The organism is Aquimarina longa SW024, assembly GCF_001401755.1.
GTDB classification, from domain to species: Bacteria; Bacteroidota; Bacteroidia; order Flavobacteriales; family Flavobacteriaceae; genus Aquimarina; species Aquimarina longa.
On the sequence record NZ_AVQK01000018.1, the window covers coordinates 147,700 to 169,898 of the forward strand.

General features: G+C 33.9%; 22 protein-coding genes. 4 read left to right on the forward strand and 18 right to left on the reverse strand.

All coding sequences use genetic code 11. The features are described from left to right. Positions 1-26: 26 nt before the first annotated feature. The 11 genes from N456_RS04360 to N456_RS04405 all read right to left on the reverse strand — a co-directional run bounded on the left by N456_RS04360 (position 27) and on the right by N456_RS04405 (position 12,502). Positions 27-3,362 carry a sacsin N-terminal ATP-binding-like domain-containing protein gene (locus N456_RS04360; RefSeq protein WP_062054288.1) on the reverse strand — a complete coding sequence of 1,112 codons (3,336 nt, stop codon included), beginning with the start codon at positions 3,360-3,362 and terminating at the stop codon, positions 27-29. Between the two features lie 107 nt (positions 3,363-3,469). Next, a complete protein-coding gene (locus N456_RS04365) occupies positions 3,470-5,050 on the reverse strand; it encodes a type IV secretory system conjugative DNA transfer family protein (protein ID WP_062054290.1) in 1,581 nt (526 codons plus the stop codon). After that, entirely contained in the window at positions 5,050-5,763 is a 714-nt protein-coding gene (locus N456_RS04370) for a DNA methyltransferase (RefSeq protein WP_062054292.1), read from the reverse strand. The genes N456_RS04365 and N456_RS04370 overlap by 1 nt, the downstream gene beginning before the upstream one ends. Positions 5,764-5,775: 12 nt before the next feature. Next, positions 5,776-6,807 (reverse strand): MobB family relaxase, encoded by a 1,032-nt coding sequence (gene mobB / locus N456_RS04375; RefSeq protein WP_062054294.1) that lies wholly within the window; start codon positions 6,805-6,807, stop codon positions 5,776-5,778. Positions 6,808-6,818: 11 nt separating this feature from the next. Next, positions 6,819-7,199 (reverse strand): BfmA/BtgA family mobilization protein, encoded by a 381-nt coding sequence (locus tag N456_RS04380; RefSeq protein ID WP_062054296.1) that lies wholly within the window; start codon positions 7,197-7,199, stop codon positions 6,819-6,821. Positions 7,200-7,628: 429 nt separating this feature from the next. After that, positions 7,629-7,826: a hypothetical protein gene (locus N456_RS24975; protein WP_062054298.1), complete on the reverse strand. Its 198-nt coding sequence runs from the start codon at positions 7,824-7,826 to the stop codon at positions 7,629-7,631. 11 nt (positions 7,827-7,837) lie between these two features. Beyond that, entirely contained in the window at positions 7,838-8,287 is a 450-nt protein-coding gene (locus N456_RS04390; RefSeq protein ID WP_062054439.1) for a JAB domain-containing protein, read from the reverse strand. Positions 8,288-8,360: 73 nt separating this feature from the next. Next, positions 8,361-8,705, reverse strand: a complete 345-nt coding sequence (locus N456_RS04395) for a single-stranded DNA-binding protein (protein WP_062054300.1) — start codon at positions 8,703-8,705, stop codon at positions 8,361-8,363. Positions 8,706-9,438: 733 nt separating this feature from the next. Further along, positions 9,439-10,275: a DUF932 domain-containing protein gene (locus tag N456_RS04400; RefSeq protein WP_062054302.1), complete on the reverse strand. Its 837-nt coding sequence runs from the start codon at positions 10,273-10,275 to the stop codon at positions 9,439-9,441. Positions 10,276-10,292: 17 nt separating this feature from the next. Beyond that, positions 10,293-10,454 carry a hypothetical protein gene (locus tag N456_RS24235; protein ID WP_158447823.1) on the reverse strand — a complete coding sequence of 54 codons (162 nt, stop codon included), beginning with the start codon at positions 10,452-10,454 and terminating at the stop codon, positions 10,293-10,295. A gap of 260 nt (positions 10,455-10,714) precedes the next feature. Then, a complete protein-coding gene (locus N456_RS04405) occupies positions 10,715-12,502 on the reverse strand; it encodes a ParB/RepB/Spo0J family partition protein (RefSeq protein ID WP_062054304.1) in 1,788 nt (595 codons plus the stop codon). Between the two features lie 550 nt (positions 12,503-13,052). Between N456_RS04405 and N456_RS04410 the strand changes: the two genes are divergently transcribed. From N456_RS04410 to N456_RS04420, 3 genes are read left to right on the forward strand one after another with little or no spacing between them, the layout of a single operon-like run. Further along, positions 13,053-14,396, forward strand: coding sequence for a site-specific integrase (locus N456_RS04410; RefSeq protein WP_062054306.1), 1,344 nt, complete (start codon positions 13,053-13,055; stop codon positions 14,394-14,396). 9 nt (positions 14,397-14,405) lie between these two features. Next, positions 14,406-14,678 carry a helix-turn-helix domain-containing protein gene (locus tag N456_RS04415; RefSeq protein WP_062054313.1) on the forward strand — a complete coding sequence of 91 codons (273 nt, stop codon included), beginning with the start codon at positions 14,406-14,408 and terminating at the stop codon, positions 14,676-14,678. Between the two features lie 2 nt (positions 14,679-14,680). Beyond that, a complete protein-coding gene (locus N456_RS04420) occupies positions 14,681-14,929 on the forward strand; it encodes a hypothetical protein (RefSeq protein ID WP_062054315.1) in 249 nt (82 codons plus the stop codon). Here N456_RS04420 and N456_RS04425 read toward each other — a convergent pair. From N456_RS04425 to N456_RS04440, 4 genes are all read right to left on the reverse strand, one after another. Next, complete coding sequence (locus N456_RS04425) at positions 14,918-15,454, reverse strand: hypothetical protein (RefSeq protein ID WP_148639183.1); 537 nt, start codon at positions 15,452-15,454, stop codon at positions 14,918-14,920. The genes N456_RS04420 and N456_RS04425 overlap by 12 nt on opposite strands. A 277-nt stretch (positions 15,455-15,731) precedes the next feature. Continuing rightward, positions 15,732-16,286 (reverse strand): hypothetical protein, encoded by a 555-nt coding sequence (locus N456_RS04430; RefSeq protein WP_148639184.1) that lies wholly within the window; start codon positions 16,284-16,286, stop codon positions 15,732-15,734. 504 nt (positions 16,287-16,790) lie between these two features. Continuing rightward, the gene (locus N456_RS04435; RefSeq protein ID WP_062054321.1) at positions 16,791-17,177 is read right to left on the reverse strand and encodes a hypothetical protein; all 387 of its coding nucleotides are present in this window, start codon (positions 17,175-17,177) and stop codon (positions 16,791-16,793) included. Between the two features lie 84 nt (positions 17,178-17,261). Continuing rightward, positions 17,262-17,906, reverse strand: a complete 645-nt coding sequence (locus tag N456_RS04440; protein WP_082422425.1) for a YkgJ family cysteine cluster protein — start codon at positions 17,904-17,906, stop codon at positions 17,262-17,264. A 707-nt stretch (positions 17,907-18,613) separates the two neighbouring features. Here N456_RS04440 and N456_RS04445 point away from each other — a divergent pair. After that, entirely contained in the window at positions 18,614-18,943 is a 330-nt protein-coding gene (locus N456_RS04445; protein WP_062054325.1) for a hypothetical protein, read from the forward strand. 17 nt (positions 18,944-18,960) lie between these two features. On the opposite strand, the gene N456_RS04450 is transcribed toward N456_RS04445, so the two are convergent. From N456_RS04450 to N456_RS04460, 3 genes are all read right to left on the reverse strand, one after another. After that, complete coding sequence (locus N456_RS04450; RefSeq protein WP_062054326.1) at positions 18,961-19,488, reverse strand: hypothetical protein; 528 nt, start codon at positions 19,486-19,488, stop codon at positions 18,961-18,963. A gap of 72 nt (positions 19,489-19,560) precedes the next feature. Continuing rightward, positions 19,561-21,456, reverse strand: a complete 1,896-nt coding sequence (locus N456_RS04455; RefSeq protein ID WP_062054328.1) for a hypothetical protein — start codon at positions 21,454-21,456, stop codon at positions 19,561-19,563. A 78-nt stretch (positions 21,457-21,534) separates the two neighbouring features. Then, complete coding sequence (locus tag N456_RS04460) at positions 21,535-22,194, reverse strand: hypothetical protein (protein ID WP_148639185.1); 660 nt, start codon at positions 22,192-22,194, stop codon at positions 21,535-21,537. Positions 22,195-22,199 lie beyond the last annotated feature (5 nt).

Sequence of the window (22,199 nt, forward strand, 5' to 3'; positions counted from 1 at the left end):
AAAATTACTCAACCTTTATCCTTAAATTAATTATTTGAATCTACAAAGAACGTTTCAATAAAAGTCTTAATACTGATGTGCTCGTTATTCCAAATAGAGGCATTTACTCTAAAACGAATGTTTTGATCTTCTATGCTCACAGAAATTCCATTTTGGCCATTGTGAAGGTGGCTTTTTTTAATTTCAATTTCGCTAAAATCTGCAAAAACATTATCTATCTTATAACCTATATTGTGAATGACCTTGATATTTTGTCTGAGATATTCCAAATCAGGTTCAAAACCATTTAGGGGCACTACAATTAGAGCATAATTTTCTTTCTGTTCTGTTGCTGTTTTTGCTTGCAAAGGGGTCATTGCAGCATAATCTTTTCCTGTTGCTTTTAATTCTACAAGCCAGTTATTAATTTTAAAAGCCTCTCGTTCGTTCTGTTGATTGATTAAATCTGACGATTCCTCTGTAAGAATATAATCACTACCAAATGGCTTTCTTTCAATATTTATATTGACACCTTCGGCTTTGAGTTGTGTTATGTATTCTTTAAACAAATCTTCTATGAGTTTACCAATAAACTGATTCCTACTTATTAACTTCCTCTCACCGAGCCTTCTCTCATATTCTTTTCTAATACTTGGGTCGTTAAAAATTTCTTGGACAAGTTCCGGGTCGGCATCACTTGTAATCATATTTGTTATTGCTTTATCCCAGCTCAACCGAAGTTCGTCCGTAGGCAAAGTATTTCTAATTAAATCTGAAACACCAACACCTAATTTGTTCAAAAAAGTTTGTTGTCTGGCGCCACGAATTGTTTTTAGCAAGGCATCGTTCTCTTTAAATAATTCTGAAAGATTTTTTGATGAAGGTGTTTCGCTTACAAACTTTGTTTCCGAGTCTTCACTTTCAGTTTTTATATTTATCCAATTCAATCGTTTGGCACGATATACCCATAAGCACTTTTTTAATTGTATAGCAGTTTCGACATCATCGATTTTAATTTCCTGGTAATCTTTATCAAAAAAAACATCTTTTTCTATGGCTTCATTAAGTAAAAATCTTAACCGTTCTAAACTTGATTTTTGAGTTGTATTTCGGGCATAAATATGCCCATCACTTGTTGTTAAGTATGCGAAATCTGAATAAGTAACCTGGAATTTATATTTAAGGTTTCCGTCACTATCTCTTAAGCTATTCAAATCCCTTTCGCTTATCATCAAATCTTCTAGCAATTTGATGGTTGCATTTTCAGTTTTAATAATAATTGGGCTATAATGTATAAACCCACCTTCATTTAAAAAACTAAAGTCTTCACTACTCAAAAACTCAGTATAAATATCATTCATACAATCTTTATCTCTAACTAAGCTTGCATAGATTGGAAATTCTTTTTCGAATAATTTTTTTGGACCTAAAAGTAAGTGTTCGGATTTAGGGAAATGGTCATAAATAAAATCCTCGTTATTATTATTTACGGTACCTCTTAGAACTTTTAAATCTTTAATTGTTTCTTGATTTTCTTTAGAAATTAACCATTTCAAGAATTTTGCATTACATATTTGGTATGAACTGCTACTTATTTCAGATGGTGTAATTTGATTGAGCTTAGATTTTAACTCACTTACCGCCTCTTGAAGCGAAAAATTCTCAACGCCACTTAGATTAAATGTTTGAATGTTTTTTGAAAAGAGTTTGTCAGCAAAGTTTAATCCAACTAAATCGGATATAACAATCAGAGTTTCATCATTGCATAAATCCCAACTAATACCTTCAGCTTTTCTTAAGTTATTCCTACGATTTAAAGCAATACATTTCTCTAGTGGAAAATGCCTTTTAATCTGTACAATTATAGAGTAAAAGTTGTTAAGCCATAACTGTCCTTCAATACTGATTAAAGAATTTAATGTTTCAATATCATTAGTTTGCTCAACAAAATCAATTAACTCATCAATACCCCATACAAAATCAAGTTCATCAATGTTTTCTATTTTGGGTTCAATAAATGAATAACTTCGGGCAACTTCAACCCAACTTTGTAACTCGTTAACCAATGGCACCTTTAGCTTAAGTATTTTTGATAAAAGTTCCCATAAACCCTTAATACAATCGGTTTTATCAGTAAATGGAATTGTTAAATCATTTAGACTAGTAAAGCCTTCCTCAGAATTGTTATACTTGATTACTTGTTTGGTGGCAAGTATCTGGAATGTGTTATTTTTTAAATTGACGAACCAGTCGTGGTCCATCCATTTTAGATCTTTAGAAAGTTTGAAATTAAAAACTTCGTGAATTCCAGAAATATTTTTGTCTTTAAATAATTGTACGAATGCCAGTAAACTTTGCGATAAAGCCTTATTTATTATTTCCTTGTTAATTACCTCACTTCCACCTTCTGATACTTTCTTGAGATATATGCCGTCCCGCTCAACCCTAGGGTCAAAATGAGTTGAGTTAATAATAATCGGGATTCCAATTTCTTCAGTTCCTAGTAATGGGAAAGTATAATATAGTCGCGGATGGTTCTTTGTTAACGGCAGAATTGTTTCGGTTTCATTTTGATAGGTAGTAATAATACAAGCATCAAACCTGTGGTCATTTTGCACATAGGCCTTTAAACTTGTTTGCATTTTGCCATTATAAAGCGTATTTACCATCCATTCATTAATAGAGCCTATTTCGTGCTTATTCACCAATGACTTGTTAAAGGTCCTGGTTATACCATCCTCAATGACAGTTACTGATTCTAGTTGCTTATTGAATAGTTGAGTAATGGGAATTAGTTCATCTAAACATTTTAATCCTATACTCGCAGTCTTCTTTCCTTCTGTTCCTAGCTTATAAGTAAACTTAGTTTGAAATTCATCATCACCTAAGTAGTTATTATTCCTAATTGAATTATCAAATTGTTTATTTGACTCTTGCTGCAGCAAATAAAAATGTTCATTATCTGTTGCATTACGGTTGAGCAGAAAATCAAAGCAACCTTGATTATTTACTAGTTTACCAGTAATTCTAACTTCTTTAGAAAGAAGATAGGTAGTCATAAATCCTGTACCAAACCTTCCGGTCATACCTTCCTTATTGTTTTTAGAACTACCTTGAATAATAAGGCTTAAAATATCATCTAATTCAAAAGGATTACCGGTATGCAGAAATGATATTTCATTTTCCTCAATGCAAATTTTCACTTTTATGCTTTGGTCTGGGTTAACAGAATCTTTTGCATTTTGAAGTAATTCCCAAAACCAACGTTTCTCGTAGTCTGCTCTTTCATTTTCTCTAGCTACAATATCTCTATATACACTATCAGCGTGTCTGATTTCTGCAATTTCCTGACGCCTCTTTTGTATTTGTTCTTTTTCAATCAAAGTATTTATTTTCCTTCAATATAAGAGCATTTTATTAGTTAAAATAATTTCAGTTTTCTTTACTGAAAATTTTTCACCAGTATTTATACTTTCTCAATGTGACAGTATTAATTGAATATCGACTGCACTTCATCATAAACCCGCTCAAAATTAGCTGCTAAATCTGATTGGGAAAACTGCTTAGATTCCTTGGGCAACTCTCTTTGAATATTTGCCAATTTAAACTGCACTTTTTTATCCTTTCCATCAGCATAGGTAATAAACTCCCCTTGCTTTAATCTAAAGAACACATCTGCTCTAATTTTTGGGATTTCTTTCTCTCCAGTCGTGATTCGGGTATCAAAATCAAGGTTATGCCCACGGCTAATACTTTTCGTTGGGTCTTTGATGATTTCAAAAAAACGTTCGTAATATTTAGCGGTATCTGGGTCGTTTACCTTTCCGAAAAATTGGTAAGAAAGATTACTCAATATTGCTTTACTCGCCTTATCACCATACATCATATCATTCTGTATTTTATCCTGCATCACATAAATAGTAGCTATATCGTAGCTTCTCAAAGTTGCAGGAATTCGATGCATATTCAACAAACGAATTGTTGGTGCTTCTTCCATCAATAAAAATGAGGGCTTAGAATTTCGCACACTCATTTGTTTGGTGATGGTGTGAATAATGGTGGCGATCACAGGCGAATACGATGTTTCATATTTTGGATTGTTTACTACGGAAATGATGGCAGGATTTTCTTCACTATTAATATTCAATGGCACTTCGTCTGCGGATAATGCCATAAAAATTCGCTGTGTACTAATGCGTTTTAGGGCATTGGCCAAGGTGCTTTTAACACCAGCGGTCTGCCTATCAGAATCCTTACCACTAATAAAAGCATCTGCCATTGCTCTAGATGTGGTATTGGTTTCCAAAAATTGGATAAGGCTATCAGTGTCCAATAATTGATAAATGGCTATTAAATGAGGCAGTGTACAGTATTTAGGGTAATCCGTCTTCAGTTTCCAAATCAAACCACCAATCAAACCTTCAGCAGCATCGTTAAAGAATTTGGTTGTGCCTGTAGTTCCTGATTCACGTTGTTCCAAAAGGTTTTCAATTAGTACCCTCGACACTTCGTTTACACTTTCCTCGTTCTCTAAGTAGCGTGGCGCAATAGGATTTACCCTATGAATGATTTTATCGAAGGAAATGACCTTAAACGGAATATTACTTTCCTTAAACAATGGATATGCCATTTCGGTCAATTCAAAATCCTTGTAGTCGTGAATGACTCCACAAAAATCCTCTTTCCGGAAATGATTTAAGAAACCATAAACTACGCTTTCGGTTTTTCCGCTTCCAGCGGATCCGATGACGGATGCGCCACGTTTAATATTATCTAGTTTGAAGTTTCCTTTATTCGTAGAAAAACTGACCTGATATTTAGTATTTCCATTTTGTGCGTTTTCAGTTTTATGCAGAAAAACATACAGTCCTGTATTAATTAGCATAAGAGGACAAACCAAGTACAATAATATCGATACTAATTCATTTCCTTCAGAAATATAGGATACGAGAAACGAAAGCATAGTGATATTTAATAAGAACGCATACTTACTTACTCGAAACATTACATAGAAAACGATACTGGCTAAACCAATAATTAAAAGTACTATTTCAGGTTTTGTAGTTAGCATTAGAACAATTTTAATTGCTTCCTGTAATCGTCTAAACGCTTTTGAGCAGCTTTAACATAAACAGGATTGATGTCCATACCCACTAAATCGTATTTCATATTCCAGCATGCCATAGCAATACTACCGCTACCTATATGTGTATCGATAATCTTGTCACCTTTTTTAGCATAATTCATAAGTAACCATTCGTACAAAGCTTTGGGTTTTTCGGTAGGGTGAATTCTTATCTGCTTGTTTTTCATATTTTGTTGAAGCATACCATTCCACAACCAACGAAAACAACGTAAAGGTTTATTAAATGAAGTCCAAGCCAATTCCCCATCGGCATAATCCGTATTGTATTTTGCATCCGTTCTCTTATCCCAAAAAACCCAACCTTTCATTGGTGGTAATGAAAAATAATTTCCACCCCAGATGATTTGATTTTTCGAAATGCGAAATAACTCATCCCAGTAAGCTTGCTTTGGTATTTCTTTATCCCAGTCACTTATAGAGCTGTAATCACCCCGTTTAGCTAAACCACCTTTCCGATTTTGGGTGAAATTCATTTTATGAATCCCTATTCCGTATGGTGGGTCAACTATTGCCAAATCAAATTGCTTATCTCTGCAATCTTTCATATAAACCATACAATCCATTACTAGCAATTCTATTTTGGGTTCATAGATGTTTATAGTTTTCTTCGATATTGTTAATGGATTCTTGACTTTCATAACTATTTGTTTTTATATGCCTATAGAACTTGATTTTATAGCCACTTCTGCACCACGTCTTAATCGTTTGAAAACACGAAGTGCAATTTGCGCCTGAGTAACGGGAATACTTGGAACGATTGGCAATCCCGTTTTCGTCATCATTTTGAAAGCCATTGCTCTTTCGTTAGCTGGTAATTTCATCAAGGCAGCAAAGTAGAGCTTGGGGTTTTTAACAAAATCTTTTCGTGCCTTATAGGTCTCTGCAAAGTTGCGTTTATAACCAAAAGTCTTGTCGAAAGTTTGTTCCGCTTTCGTGAAAAAAGCATCTCGGTCAAAACCTCGTTTTACATTCTTACCGTGCATTTCAACTTCCGAAGCTTTGTGTTTACTTCCTGGGGAAAGACTGACAGAATTTGAAGCATCCTTTCTGCTCACGATGATATGGATATGGCTTTGGTTTCCCTCTTTTCGCATTCCCTGAACTATCCGTTTTCCGTTTTGTTGATGTGGTGCTTTACGTTCCAGTTTGTCAATTTCCTTTTTCATCCTATTAATATTCCCTTCAGCTCTTCCCGCTTGAACATTTCGGATATCCGTTTTGAGCTGCAATATTTTTGTGGCAAAGGGTTGGTTTTCTTTTATCTGAAAATCTGTTCCTTTAAAGGTGCGTTGGCGTTCAATTTTTGCGAAGTACTTAATGTCATCTATCGTAATAGGTCGCCCATTGATTTCCCGATTGAAGCTGGCAACATAATCCTTCATCAATTCACGAGTATAGTTTTTTAAATCTTGGCTATTGTTCTGAAGTTTGCGTAATTCATATTTTGAAGGACTGACCGTAATTGAATAAAACTTAGGTTCTTTCTTTTTCAACTTTGCGGTGTTTCCATCAATCTCTTTTACAACTTCTTCTGCAGAAATCTCATCGCCATATTGATTAAAAAAAGGTTCCATTTCCTGTTGTTCCAAACCTTGATTTTCTTTCTCTAAATAACCCACGAAATCTGCTGAACTTTGTGAATAATTATTACCCAATTTTTGAGCTGTGATTGTAATGTACATAGCTTAAAAAATTAGAGTTGATTACTTGTATTTTGCTTTTCGCGAAAGCGCACTTCTTTCTTTTCTTCAGCATATTTCTTTTCTACGATTAGCGGTTTTTTTGTGGGTTCTTCTGTTTCAAACAGCGATTGAATCATAGCCACCGTAGGTTTGGTTTGTGTCTTTTCTACATCACGCATGATGGCAATAACCGCATTGATTCTTTTTAAGAGTTTAGCTTCGATGGTGCGTCCTGTTGGACCTAATTTTTCTTTTGGCGAAATTTCATTGTAGAAGAAAAAATCGAGCATCGTGGACATTGCTTCGGTGTGCGATTTGAAGTATGTGCGTGAAAATGTTTGGAAACGTTTTGCAGTTTCTTTTTTAAATCTAATTCCAGTAAATGAGTCCATATTTCGCCGATTTGTCGCAAAATCTTCCCTAAAAATGGGCGTTCTCAGCCCGTTTGTCGCAAATCGCTGATTGTCCAGAAATTAAAATATAATTAATTAACTGATTATCAGTTAATTAAAAACGAAAAGGAATCCGAAACATCGCGCAGCGTGTTACCCTCTTGCTATTCCTTTTCGTCCCGCTCGCGGGACAAAAATCCATACAATCCAGCTAAAAAGCCGATTGCCATTTTCAGGGAAAATGATTTTCCGATATGTTATTTTTCGATGTGTAAGGGTATCGGCGAAAGTCGAAAAGTGGATAACCTTACTGTAATTTGTGTGCTGAATTTCAGCGAAATAAAGATACGGTTTTTTATTGACTTGAAATTGATTGAATACAAAAACACCTCTAAAAATATAGAGGTGTATCAATTAGCTTTTCAAATTTCAAGGATTGAAAACATAGGTGTACGAATACAAATTTCGCATCGCTTCTTCTTCAATCATCGTTTCAAAACTAGTATGGTTTTTATTTACGTATTTGCGAATGCTATCGCCAAATTTTCGTTTTACATCCTTTTTAGAATTTTCTAAAAGTCGGTTTTGAGCCTCTTCGCTCAAGTCTGTAAAATTGAGATATATCATAGCTGTAAATTTTACAGAATTCCATTGTCAGAAAAGCTATAGTAATCGCCATCGGGCGCAAATATCAAATGGTCAAGAATGGTGATATCAAAAAGTTTGGATGCTTTTTTAATCTTGTTTGTGAGTTGTTTATCCGCATCACTTGGTTGTAATTTTCCACTTGGATGATTGTGCACCAAAATGATGGCTACGGACAAGGATTTTAAAATTACTGCAAACAATATTCGTAGGTCTATTAATGTGCTTGTTATTCCGCCCTGCGAAAGTTGATACACACCTTTTACCTTATTGCTGTTATTCAATAAGACGACTTTAAAAGTTTCTTGAATACCAATAGTATCTTTATCCCAGTCTTCAAAAAGCAATTCTGCTGCATCTTGCGAATTTCCTATTTTATGCCACATTGAGGATTTCAATTCCCCCTTATAACTAATCTTTATTTCATTAACTTTGTGTTTCATTGTTTCTATTATTAATATGGATAATGAAAAGAGGGCGCATCTTTCGACGGTTACGCCCTCTTTAATTTTAGGTTTACTTATCGCCTTTACTTCCAAGTAAAAGGATTTCATCGGCTACAACTTCCGTAACATAGCGTTGCTCATTATCATCGGTTGTGTAGCTTCGGGTTTTTAGTTTTCCTGATATTCCAACTTCTTTCCCTTTAGCAACATACCTCTCTACAATTTCGGCAGTCTTGCCCCAGGCTACAATTGTATGCCAATTCGTATCTGTTTGCTTTTCGCCTTTGCTGTCTTTGTAATACTCGTTTGTGGCTAACGAAAAACGGGCTACTTTCTTTCCGCTTTCAAGGTTCGTAATGGTTGGTTCTTGTCCAACGTTTCCAATTAACTGTACGTGATTTTTAATAGTACTCATAATAAAATATTTAAGTGATTTATATTTCCCCTATTGATTTAAAACAGATTAAATTTTAAGGGGTGTTTGTTCTTTTCTTTCGTGCACCGCACAATGGATAGAGTGGGTTTTGTCAAGACTTTTAGGGAATAAATCAGGTGTGTTTGCGACGTAGTAAATTCCTTGGAATTTCAAGGAAGTAGAAGCCTTATTTTTCACTAAAACTCGTACAGTCTTGACAAGTTCCATAAGGGCATTAGCAATTCTTTTAAACGCAGTTGCGTTTGAGCGTACCGATAGTTAAGCGAAATAAGTAGCTGTGGTTAAATTAGAATTGGTTATGTCGTGCCTGTTTTTCGACGCCCCGAAAAACAATAAAGGCTTTATCCATTATAAACCCCTTAAAATGTGTAAGACAGCGTTTCGGTTTTTAAGGATTTTCGAGTGAGGGCTCAAGAAGACCGCGCCGAAAATCCTGTTAAGAAAACCGAAGTGATGGCTTTCCGATGAAAAAGCGGACTTAATTCACAATTTTGGCTCGGGAATGTAGTGTTCCTTCCCAGAGCATCGGGAAGGGTTAACGGAATGGAAAGCTGAAATTGTGGATTGTGTCCAAGATATTTGTAGTGAAGCTCTTTTCCCAAAATGTAGCTTTCCGCGAAATGTAGAGGAATGTGCTGAGTGGTTTTGTAAATGCTATTCTTCATTAAATAAAAAATCCAGTTTAAGGTACTGGATAAACCTTTAAATATCTCTAAGCCATTTCATAAACTTCATCGAATAGTTTTTTGTCCAACCGTTCTTGCTGACCAAAACTCTTCTTCAAAGTGTTATGTAATACTGAGTTAAAAGCGTTGTAACCTAACCACAGATTTGGTTCTTCATTGAGCAACAAGGCTTCGTAGTTCAAAATCTCAATGACCTCACGAGACTTTTTCGAAGGGTCACTATTCTTATCACTACACTCGTATCTGAAAAGTTTAGTTCTGTGAAGAATAGCTTTCACAAATTCCTGAGTGTCGATGATTTTAAATTCCTTCATCTTATCGAATTTCTTGGTAATGGTGTAGAACTCATTATCCAGAAATTTATCGAGCAGATTGTTCAGCCTCGGCATAATGAGGTGAGTGTTGTTCTTACTGTGCTTGATAGAAAACTCAATTTCTGCCTGAGAAACGTGCAAACCGTTGGAACATACTTTTCGGTAAAACCCGAAATGACCAGAGGTCTTTTCACTACCGTCATAAGAGTTTTTAAACCGAAGCATTGGCAGTATCAAATCCTCTTTATTTTTTACAGAAAACTGACTCTTATCGTCAATAATGAAATCTGTAATGAACGACCTGTCATTTTTGTTGATGGTGCGCTTGTGGAAGTTCAGTTGTGCATCGGTCAACATTTCTTCAGCTTTCTTGAAGAACAGTTGATTCGGAATGTGTCCATAGCTGTTCGATACCACATTGACGATTTTGCCATTTGAGATGATAACATTTTCAAGTCCTCGTCTGGATTCCATCTGTGTCAAAGCTTTTAAGGATTTCATTTCTGATGGAACAAAGATTTCATCCTGTTGCAAATTTTGTAAATACATAGCTTTTGAATTTTAAATTAGACATTTTGTAATAACTGCGCATAGTACAGTGGATACTTTTCTCTGTAATAAGCCAAGTGGCTTTCCGCACCTTCGATGTTGTAATTTTCTTTACTCGATTGATAATGTATTTCAGCCTCTTGTGGCGAAATTTTAGATTTTTCAGATACTCGTTTCATAATGATATATTTTGATTAAACAATATTTGAGCAGTACCCAAACGGAAGCTAAAATCTCAGCTCAAAAGGAAACGGAATAAATAAGCATAGGGTGCAGCAATGGCTTTATGCCGTAGTCTTTTGATGGGTGTATTTTACGAGTTTATCTTTGCGCTAACTATTGATTGATAACCCCTTCCTTGTAAATACATTTTTTAGGCATAATCATAAAAAAGAAAAAGGGCCAGCACGAATGCCGACCCTTCTTCAAACAACAAAAGCTAATCGTTTAGTTCCTGAATTTTCTTTTCAAGAACTGTGATGCGCTCTTTCAAACGTGCTTCACGCTTGTCTCGTTTTTCAGCATATTCCTTCTCAATGCCGTCAATCTTGGATTTGTAATATCCCTGCATCGCACTGTAGAATGAAATGTTTGTCAGGTTATTCACGTGATTGCTCTCGCCAAAATGCACTTGCTTTGTGAGCATATAGCGTATCAGCTTGTGAAAGATTTCCTTTTTGAAATTCTTCTTGAAATTCTCGACCATTTCAACTTTGGTCATCTTGGACGTGTCGCTTAAGAACTTTGAAAAATACTTTTGTTGGCTCATATAGTCCACATTATTTTCAAAAAGCGATATTGAGAATGCCACCATTTCGTCTGTTGAAAGTGTCTTCTTCGTATTGATGTATTTTGTTTCACGAATCATTTGAACCACTTCTTCGAACTGTTTGTTGTTCTCAATGTGCTTCTTGCGGATTTCCCTTTCATTGATTTTAATGATTTGTTCTTCAGGTGTGCAATCTGCCATTTTTCTGTTGGCCAATGGTGCTGAATACTCACTCGATTTATCTTTTGATTTCTCGCTTACCTTGACAAAAACTTCCTTGTTCTGGTAGGTCTCAGGATGAAAAACGATACCATTTACAAATCCTTTTTCCTTTGCAGTAATAAACTGTTCCAGTTCTTCATTGAAGCTCTGTATCGCTTCTTCCAATTCTGCCTTGAGTTCGTCCTCAGAATAATCGTAATGTTGATATTCTATTTTGATGGCTTCTGTTGTTGGCTTAATTGGATTTTCGATGATTTCAACATCATCCAGCAGATAGACCTTCAAGCCACTTTTTTCCAACTGTGAAATAACCAGCTGATTGTTTTCGTCATCTGCCCAATACCGTCGTATTTCAGGAATTAGTAGGATGTTTTGCTTCTTAGCCTTTTCAATCAAGTTCAAGAACGATTTACTTTTCTTAGTTTCAAAACAAGCAGATTTTGTACAGACCATTTTACCCTCGCCAAACAGATTACCTTGATTGGCCGCATTAAATGGACATTCAATACAAGAGCCTGCTTTCGGCACTAATTTCTTATCAGCTACATCGAAAGATGCTTTTTCCAAGTCATAGGACTGGTCCTTAATCATCCTGTTGATTTGATGCGCATTAAAATCTTCGCCCATCGTTTCCAACATCATCTGCTGTTCTTCTGGTGCAAACAATGCAACACCTACACCTAAGGAAATGGTCATTTCGCTATTGCGAACAAAGTGTTTGAAACCCTCTATTAAACCTGCCAATTTTAGGCGCTGTCTGATAAAGTTGTCCGTTCTGCCCAATCGCTTTGCAATTTCTGTTGGCGCATACTTCTCGCTTAGGTAAGCAATCGCTTCAGCTTCCTCGGTAGGTTCTACATCCTGTCTTTGCAGGTTCTCGATGATTTGAACTTCAAGGACATCATTGTTCTCATAAGTCCTCACAATACTGGGTATGGTCTTTTTTCCTGCCAGCTTGCTTGCACGATATCGGCGTTCGCCCATCACGATGACATAATGGCCATTTAGATGCCTTACCGTGATTGGCTGCAATACACCGTGCTCTTCGATACTCTCAGAAAGTTGCTGTAATGCATCTTTGTTGAAAGTCTTTCTTGGTTGTTCTGGGTCAGGCTTGATGTTGCCCAGTGGTAAGTTCTGAATTTGAAGTACGGATGATTTCTTTCCGTTTACTTCCTTCTTGGCAGTAGATTTCTCTCTACTGCGCTTCTTTGTGGTACTCGCTTTTGTTGTCATAATACTCAAATTTTAGATTAAACAATATTTGAGTAGAAACCAAACGGAAGATAAAATCTTGGCTCAAAAGGAAACGGAATAAATGAGTAGTGGAAGAAGCGTTGGCTTTATGCCGTAGTCTTTTGATGGAAGTATTTTACGAGTTTAACTTGCGGATATATTGTATGATAATAAACTCCCTCTAATGTAAAATGAAGATTTATAGAATTTAAAACCAAATAATAATATTTACCACCAGTGTTTATTAAGTTTTGAAAAATACGTTATTCTGTACCTATTCTGTACCCATTGCAAAAAAGAAAGGCTTTCGATTTCTCGAAAGCCTTGTCTTTGCTAGTAGCGGGAACTGGACTCGAACCAGTGACCTTCGGGTTATGAGCCTAATAACTATTGGTTTAATATGATTCAATATGTATTAATATATTTGATTATCAGTTATTTAACTTTTATATAGAATCATAAAAATACACGATAAAACACAAAATGTTGTACATATGTTGTACAGTGTATTCTTAGAATTTCGTATCTTTGTAATATAAAAGCAAAGGTTATGGCATCAGTAAAGATAGTACTTCGGACGAACTATAGCAAAAAAAATGGCACTTGCCCGCTTGCCATTAGAATCACTCAAAATAGAAAAACACGGTTTGTTTTTACAGGAAAATACATTCTTCCCAAAGATTGGGATAAGAATTTATGCAAGGTAAAACGCTCCTATCCTAATTCTGCAAGGCTTAATAACTTCCTGCTTAAAAAGCTATCTGAAACGGAAAATATCGCCTTAGAAGCTGACACAGCCAATGACAATGTATCTAGTAAAGAAATTCAAAAAAAGGTGCAACGTAAAGGCAAAAACGTGTCATTTTTCCAATTTGGGGCGCAGCGTGTGAAAAGCAAATATTTGCAAGGTGTATTTTCCGTTGCAAAACCTGACCTGTCCATAATGTACAATATCAGCGAGTTTCTAACGCATAATAAATCCGAGAATAAACAAACGGTTATTGATGGTATTATGCAACGCAGAAAAGAACGTATAAGCAAAGCGCGAAAAGGTGAATATAATATTTTAGATATTCTGAAAAAAGAGTTTTCAAAAAATACAACCTTGTATTTTGAGGATATAAACGAACCTTTTATAAATCGGTTCAAAATCTTCTGTGCTTCGTATTTGGGTCAACAAAAGCGAACTATTACGAACCAATTAATGCTTATCCGTACCTTGTACAATGCTGCAATAAAGGACGGTATCGTAGATACAAAACACTATCCATTTGCAGGCGAAAAAGAAAAAATCCGTATTGGTAACGGTCATAAAATCGGACTAACAAGGGAAGAAATCGAACGTATAGAGTCTTTGGGCTTAGAAGAAAACACCTCTATTTGGCATACTCGTAATGTATGGCTTTTTGCCTATTACTTTGCAGGTATTCGTATCTCCGATGTTTTAGAAATGCGGTGGTATAATTTCAAGGATGGCAGATTATTTTATACGATGCACAAAAACGATAAGCCCGTAAGTTTAAAAGTACCAGATAAGGCGGCGGCTATCCTTGAATTTTACAAAGCTGACAAACAATCAAAAACAGATTTTATTTTCCCATATCTCAAAAAAGCAGATCAGAATGATAAACGCGATATGTTTGTAAAAGCCCGTAATGCTTCAAGCCTTTTTAACAAATACCTAAAGCGAATTGCAGCACAATGTGAGATAGATAAAAACTTATCCAACCATATAGCCCGCCATACCTTTGGGAATATCGCGGGGGATGCCATTAGTCCGCTTATGCTCCAAAAGCTGTACCGTCATAGTGATCTAAAAACAACAATAAACTATCAAGCTAATTTCATTCATAAAGATGCCGACGATGCATTGGATGCGGTATTAAATTCTTAAATTAGGCGTATGGAAGTGATTTGTTTAGAAACCGAAGCATTTTACGCCCTTGTTGACGAAGTGGTTGACCGTCTAAAAGAAAAGAATCAAGGGCATACACAAGATAAATGGATTTCTGAAAGTGAAGCTATGCGCCTACTCCGTGTAACTTCAAAAACGACTATATCCAATCTTCGAAATAATGGGGATATCCGATTTAGCCAACCCCGCCGAAAATTGATTTTGTATGACCGTGACAGCATTAATGAATACCTTGAAAAGCACAGTAAAAATACATTTTAACAATGGAAGAAAACGAAAATATTGAGCCTTCACCAGAATATCTGAAAGGTGTTAATCAAGGATATTATATTCATTCCTTTAAACCTGAATTGGTCGAAGCGATTAAAAAGAGTAATGCACACCCTGACTATTTGGATGGGTTTAATGATAGCGGTATGTTGTACGAACAAGATAGAATTCGCAAAGAATTTGATATGATCGAGGAGCAAAAGGATTTAGACCGCGAACAAGATCAAGGGTTAGAGCGTTAGAACGATTAATCCGCATAAGAACGACAACAATATAATAATTGCGATTTCTGCGTCCGTGAGTGTCTTTAATCTGTTTTTACCTTCCCTCCTATCAAAATTCTGTTTTTCCTCCTGTACAGGCTTCTGTGGCTGTTTTTTCTCTCGTAAATCTTCTAAAATTGCCGTTTGAGCTTTCAAAGTCTCTTGCGATAGGTTCAATTTTTTAGATAAGTCCTGTTCGCGTTCTTCTGCCTTCTCTTTGGCTTCTTTGGATATTCGCAACAGTTCGTCCTTAAATTCAATTTGTTGTTCTAAAATCTTAATATCCTGTTCTAACTGTATGGTATTGTTTGTATTTTTAGCTGTGCTTTTTTGTATTTTTGCACTGTATTCTGTACTTGTATTGTTTGTATTTCTTTTTCGCTTAATTGCTGCATTATATTTCTTTGGGAATACCCTTTCTAACTCTGCTATAGGAATTACCTTATTATTATTATCGTCTAAATTATAGGATAGTGCTTTATCTCCTTTCTCTTTGGTACGCACGTTTATAGTGCTTCTTGATGCGAAGCCTAAAAACTCCGTAGCTTCTGCAACCGTGTATTCTTGTTTGATTTCCATTTGTGCAATCCTGTATTATTGTACTGTATTCATACATTGTATAGCCTGTGCAGCCATAGGTAAAAGCAATGATTTTACTTAATCCACAATACATGTGTACCGCGCAAAAATTTTTAATCTGTTTTTCTTTTAGCAAGCATACATAAAGCACCTTCGTTTTTACGAAGGTTCATTTTTAACGATTTAAAGCGGTAAAAAGCTACTAGGGAGTAGGGGGCAAACCATTACGTTTTAAAATTGCATCTATTTTGCTCAAATATTCCCGTTCCTGCTTGGTATCTTCCCTTTTATATATAAAGTTAGTATTAGTGTCTGCCGTATCTGTCATATCGCTATTTGTGCGGGGTACAGGTTGTTTTTTATATGATCGAATTGCGCCAAAATTCAAATGTATCTTAATACCCGTATAATAGCCCAAACGGTCTTTGGTGCGACTATAATACAAATACCCCTCTTGTATGGCATCCTGTAAGTACCTATGCACTTGTCGAACACTACGCCCTAGCTTTTTGGCAATAATTCCCGCCGTTGTTTTAATGGGCTGTTCGCTTCCCGCCCAACCGAGCAACATAAGCACCATACAACGCGTACCTGACATCATACGGGGGTTTCTAACAAAATCCTGTTTAACAGCCTTTACAAACCCAAAATTCGGGCTTTGTAATGCCAATGACTTTCTGCGGGGTTCTTTGCTGCGGTTAAAAGAGTAGGGTGCAATAATTGTATTGAGGTATGAAGTACTGGCGATGTGTCGCATTTTTGGTTTTCCTTATCCGTTTTAGGAAGAAAAACCCACCTTGAAAAAAAGCCGTAAAAAAGTGTTACAAGAAAGCATTTTTTTCTTGCATCTCCCTTTATATTGGGCGATGCTTCAAGTGTTCAGTTTGTTGTGCATCGCTCAATATAAAGATTTTTTAAAAGGCTCGCTTCGGCGGGCTTTTTTATGTTCCTAATGTTTCGTTTTGATTCTCCGTGAAAATTGTTACCCGTTAGTTTTCCCTTTTTCATCCACCAAAGCAACCACAAAGAATGTGGATAAGCCAAGTTATAGACAGGGTGGGCGGTTTAATTATTTTAGTGAAGTGAAACAAGCAAAGATTTAAGGTAAGTGGGCGTATGCCCCTTAACGTAATTTTGCGCAGCTTGAACGATCTAAGAATGATTAAAAATGATCTTCCGCTTAATCCGTAAAACACAACATCTGGTATGCGAGAGCTGAACTATGAAAACAACATCTTGTGTTTTCATAGTTTCTTTTCACCTAGCGTTTTATTAGTTTAAGATTATCATTAAGCGTTACTGTATATACTTCTGAATTATTATTAGAAAAAGTAATTTCATCGTTTCTAATTTGAAGGACTTCTACAGGCTTAGAATTAAATTTAAAACTTACAGACTGGTCATAGTCTGCTTTATTTATCTTTTCAGGCGATACCGAATGTATCTGATCAAAATCTAAATTAATCTTTGTTCCCTTCTTCAAATAAGGAATATCAAAACCATCACTATTGTTATGAATGATTGTTTTTACATCTCTCGTTCCAGATTCACTAAATAATCGTGACCATACTGTCTCTGAAAATGCTGTATTAAAATTATCGCTATGATGATATTCAAAATGGGCTTGGAAAGGTATTAATTCTGACATAAAAAATTTATTTTAAATATACAAAGTTTAATAATACCCTTTATAGAAAATATTGTTTTTCAGGTTGTATTTTACGACCTAAAATCATTTTTCTTTGACTTGTTTTAATATCATTGCAGGTAAAATTCCAGAAATAGAACTATTCCAAATAGCTGTTTTGATGTTTTCCATTTTTGGCAACAAAAAATACAATGGTTTACCATATTTATCATTTAAGCAGAATTTAGGCTCACTAGCAGCTAGTAACATTCTACAACTAAGCGGTCTAACTCTATACACTTTACATTCCTTAGTTTCCGAATCTAAGAAGATACAATCTCTTTGATTTAATGGTAAATTAAATTTAGAAAGTGCTTGATAAGTAGCTTTATTCAAATCTACTTTTATATCATTTACCGATATATAATTATGAAGAATTTTAGCTTCATCATCAGAGATAAACACCTCTTTAGAACAACAAAAAGAGCATCCTTTTTTACACGTTATTGTAGGCTTTTCTTGATTACAGTATTCATTCATATAATTATCTACATTTTGGAATACATTTTCAAGAGCTTTAACCACGCCTTTATTATCTCTATCTTTTTTGTATAATTTTTTTAGCTTAATAATGTCATAACTATGGTAGAGCTTAAAATACCAAGGTGTTTGCTTAAACCTTTCTTTATATAAATCTGGCATAATTAAAAAACCAATCTTATGCCAATATCTAACTAAAAAACTAATCATTCATTTTTATTTTTCTGATTTATATGCGCTTTAATTTCAGGGGTAATTGCCTCATAAGATAATAATAATTCATAAGATATATTATTATATTTAGAACCCTGAAAATAATTTAAGCCATTATCTCCAAAGACTGATAACACATCATATGAAAAATGTTTTTAAATATCCATAGAATACTAACAAAGAAGAAATTAAGGGATGCGGTTCGCACCCCTTTTTTATTTGATTTCGATAGTATTCATTTTCAAATTTTACCCTGTGAATACTTGGCGTATCGGTTTAATTGACATTACAAAATCAAATGTATTATACAATGGTTTTGCGGATTCCACACAATCCGTAGGAATCGGGGGAGCAATCTCCCTTTTCCTTTTTTTAGGGTTTTTCGAGGTCGAGCGCAAAGGCAATGAGAACGGTTAAAACGACTTTCTTTTTCTGAAAGGCGGTTTATCGGTTCGGGCGCGTTTTGAAATCTATATGTTTTGTGAACGCTAGTTATGGCCGTACAAAATATATAGTTTTCAAAAATGGGGTTTGGTGCTGTCATTATCTCGTAAAATCGTATCTTTATTATATGATAACAATCCATAAAACAGACAATTATATTATAACAATGTCGGGTAGAAACCTTGACAAATTGGGGCTTTGCAAAAAAAGTAAAGTTTCAAAAAATCGGTTTGCCCCAAACATCATTTTAAAAAATAGGGATGAAGGAAAACATTAACCAAACGCCGCAATTGCCACCATTGCCGTACCATTTGAAAATTGATAAAGCCCCTAAAAATGAACGGGCTAAATCGGGGTTTATAAGTCACAAAAATACGCCACGCTTTATGTGTCGTTTTATAATTGGGGATGCTCCTAAAGAAACAAAAGGCTTGACCGTTCATAATACAGAAACAGGCGTGACTTTATATGATCTTACATTGTCTGATACTACAGACTTAAAAAATGATTTACACAATGTTGAAATTGCAATGAAAGAGGGCGCACGGGTAATATATGATATAATATACCCGCCGTTCTTCAGGAAATAATTTTAAAGCATATTAATCTAGGGCTTTGTAATATGCCAATTACCTGTTTTAAAATTGATACGGTGTAGCAATAGTTCAAAATTTAAAACCTCGTGGTCTTTTTTTAGCTGCTGCCTATCAACAATATGATTAGTAATTTTACTGTAATCTACATGACTAAGAATATTAAAAGGTATGGAATAATGTAACCAATGAAATACCACATTGTCTGGTTTCGCTTTTTCTTGAAGCATAAAATAGATACGATCATTTCTTGTATCTTCAATTAATTCTAACCTAAAATTAGTACTGTCATCAGAATTATTTACTACATACTCCATAGTAAAATCTCTATTACAAATAATTCGCTCTTGATAATCAAAAACAACAATAGCAGGGTTGTGTAATTCGTGCTTTATACATTCTCTACTTAAACTTAGAAAACTTAACAACATACACTCATAAGAATTGATATGTTTTTTATAAGTTGTAGCATCTAATTTTATATGGAAATTAGGATTAATATACGGGGTTACTATTTTTTCTATATCTGTGGGATATTCCATCTTTTTAGTTGTTTAGCAGCAAACTTTTGGCAACTCTATGTACAGGAAGAAATGGGATGTTAAAGTTATCAACTAGCAATTTTTACATACATATTTAAAAGTTTTACTTATAATAAAACCATTATTATCTGTAGAAAATTGATAATAGCTATTAATTGAAATCTTGAATATATAATCCATGTTTTTTTCTAAAACTTGCTTGCCTTTATTTTTTATAAAAATTTCAAATTTATCTTTTTCAAATTCTTTAATACCCCATTCATCACCAATTAACTCAATTCTATTCAAATAATTGTTTTTATAGAATTTATGGAAACCGTTATTAGGGTCTTTCTTTGATTTTAAATTAAAAACACTATCATACTCTATGACTATGCCTGAATAATAATAAGTTTCTAAATATGTCTTATTTTCAGAATTATATCTTCTAGTTTTCTCGCTAATAAAATACTCTTCTAATTTATCCCAATCTGAAAATGATTCACTAACAAATTGTTTGTTTTTAGTATACTGCTGTGTGTGACATTTCTTATTTTCGTGGTCATATTCATAATAGTAATTATACTCATTATCGCCAATAATTTGATTTACTATTTTAGAGTCTATTATATTCATTTGATGAAATAGAATATTATCCTCAGAAGTATTATCATTTCTGTAAAATTTGTAAGTTCCTGATAATTTATTGTTTTTATCGATTGAAAAATAAAATGAAATACCTGAATCCTCAGAACCTAAATAAAAATCACCTTCTTTTAAGACTAGTGACTTATCGCTTTTTTTATCTAATATTTTAGTTTCTATAAATAGATTGTTTTCATCATAATCCAATCTATAATTTTTGGGATTATATGTAATTATGTTTTTAGAGATTCTATTAGACTTTTTTTTAATTGGATGTGCTAATTGGATACAATTTTTATAAACATAAGCAATATTTTCCTTGCCTTTTTCTTTAAAAAAGTATGGGTCTATTGCTTCATGTTCAGGGACAATTTTAATTAATTCTTTAGTTTTTATATCAATTTTCCAAATACAAGCTTGACAAATAGCACTATTATCAAAATATAACACCTTTCCTCTATCATCCCATGACATACTACCAAACATTGCATTTAAAGGGCAGGGTTCAGTAGAATCATGATATTCAAATTGGGGGTATGTGGACAGTTGAATATTTATTGAGTTTTTATAACTTTCGCTAAATCTGTAAGGATTAATTGTATCTAAAGCATGAATATTGTCTTGCCATAGTTTATTTTTTAAAATAAAAATATTAGAACTGTTGGTTAGGGCTACTATTGATTTTTTTGAATCAATTGTCGCTTTTACATCATATAATCCTATACTTATCTTATCTTCTTTAAATGGTAATTGGTTTTTTTCTATTTTGATAGGTTGCTCTTTTGATCCTAATTTATATTTAAAGTAATTTCTAAATGAATAATTATCTGTTGTATCTTGCAAAAGATTTTGATTTTCTTTGTAATAAAACAGGCAATCCTTTTTTAATATCAAATTGTCGTATTGCCTTGATAAAAATAAATCCTCATAGTAGTAATTACCGCCACTTTTTGTGACAGGTAAGGAATCAACAATAAAGATATTCTTATTTTTATCTAATTCATACAAATAAACCTTACTTATACTAACAGTATCTTCATCAAATTTTCGTTTTCTTAATCCTAAGAAATAAAACGATTTTAAAGTGTCAATAATACTAACACGAACTTGATAGTATTTTTCTCCCTCAATTTTAGATTTATAATATGCTTCTCGTTTCCAAAACCCATCATTTATTGAAATGTTTTTAATCTTAAAAGGAGGGTGATTACTTTTAATTTTCGCCCTTTCAACAACAGAGTTGTTATTGTTTTTGAAAGATGTCTCTTTTTGATTTTTGTTTGTCTGTTTACAACTAAAAACAATTGCAGATAACAATAATAATATTGAATATATGTATTTCATTTTAAATAATGAGATTTTGCATCACTACTATTTACTAAAATTACTACGGAGTTATAAAATTCGTAGAGCTAGAGTTGATCATTGGTTTTTTGCAATTACTTCTTTTATTTTTTCCTGCTCCCATTCCCAAGCTTTTCTGTCTGTACTGGGTGAAGTTTCAAAAGAATTTAACAACTGCCAACTTTTGATTGAATTATTAAAAGTAAACCACTGTGTCGTAAATTTATAATCTTTTTCTTCACTCCGTTTTATATTATAAGAAGCATCAAGATTAGATGTATGCTCTAAATACTTTTTATCTATCAATGATAAATAAATGTAAAATTCTTCCTTAATGTCTGATACAGACAAACTGTTAATGCGCTCTCCTTCTTTTTCCCATTTATCATATTTATCACCTTCCTTAAATAACTCATCAACTTTTTGTAGATGTTTCTTAATTCCAATCTTAGGTATTAGGTAAGGTGCAATATTTCCATAAGTATTATTCCCTTTTGGATTATAAAGACATCCATAATCTGCTATGCTTGCTGTTCCATCATAGCCGTATTTTTCACATTTAATAATATTATCAAAATTATAGCTAGATTTTATCTCTACTTTATCCTCACTTTTTTCATGTACTTGCTCTGATTTTTTATGATTTGTAGTGGCATTTGCTTTTTTATTTATTTCCTTACAGCTAGTAATAAAAAACAAAAAAATAAATCCTGCATACATTATAAATTTAATCTTCATATTTA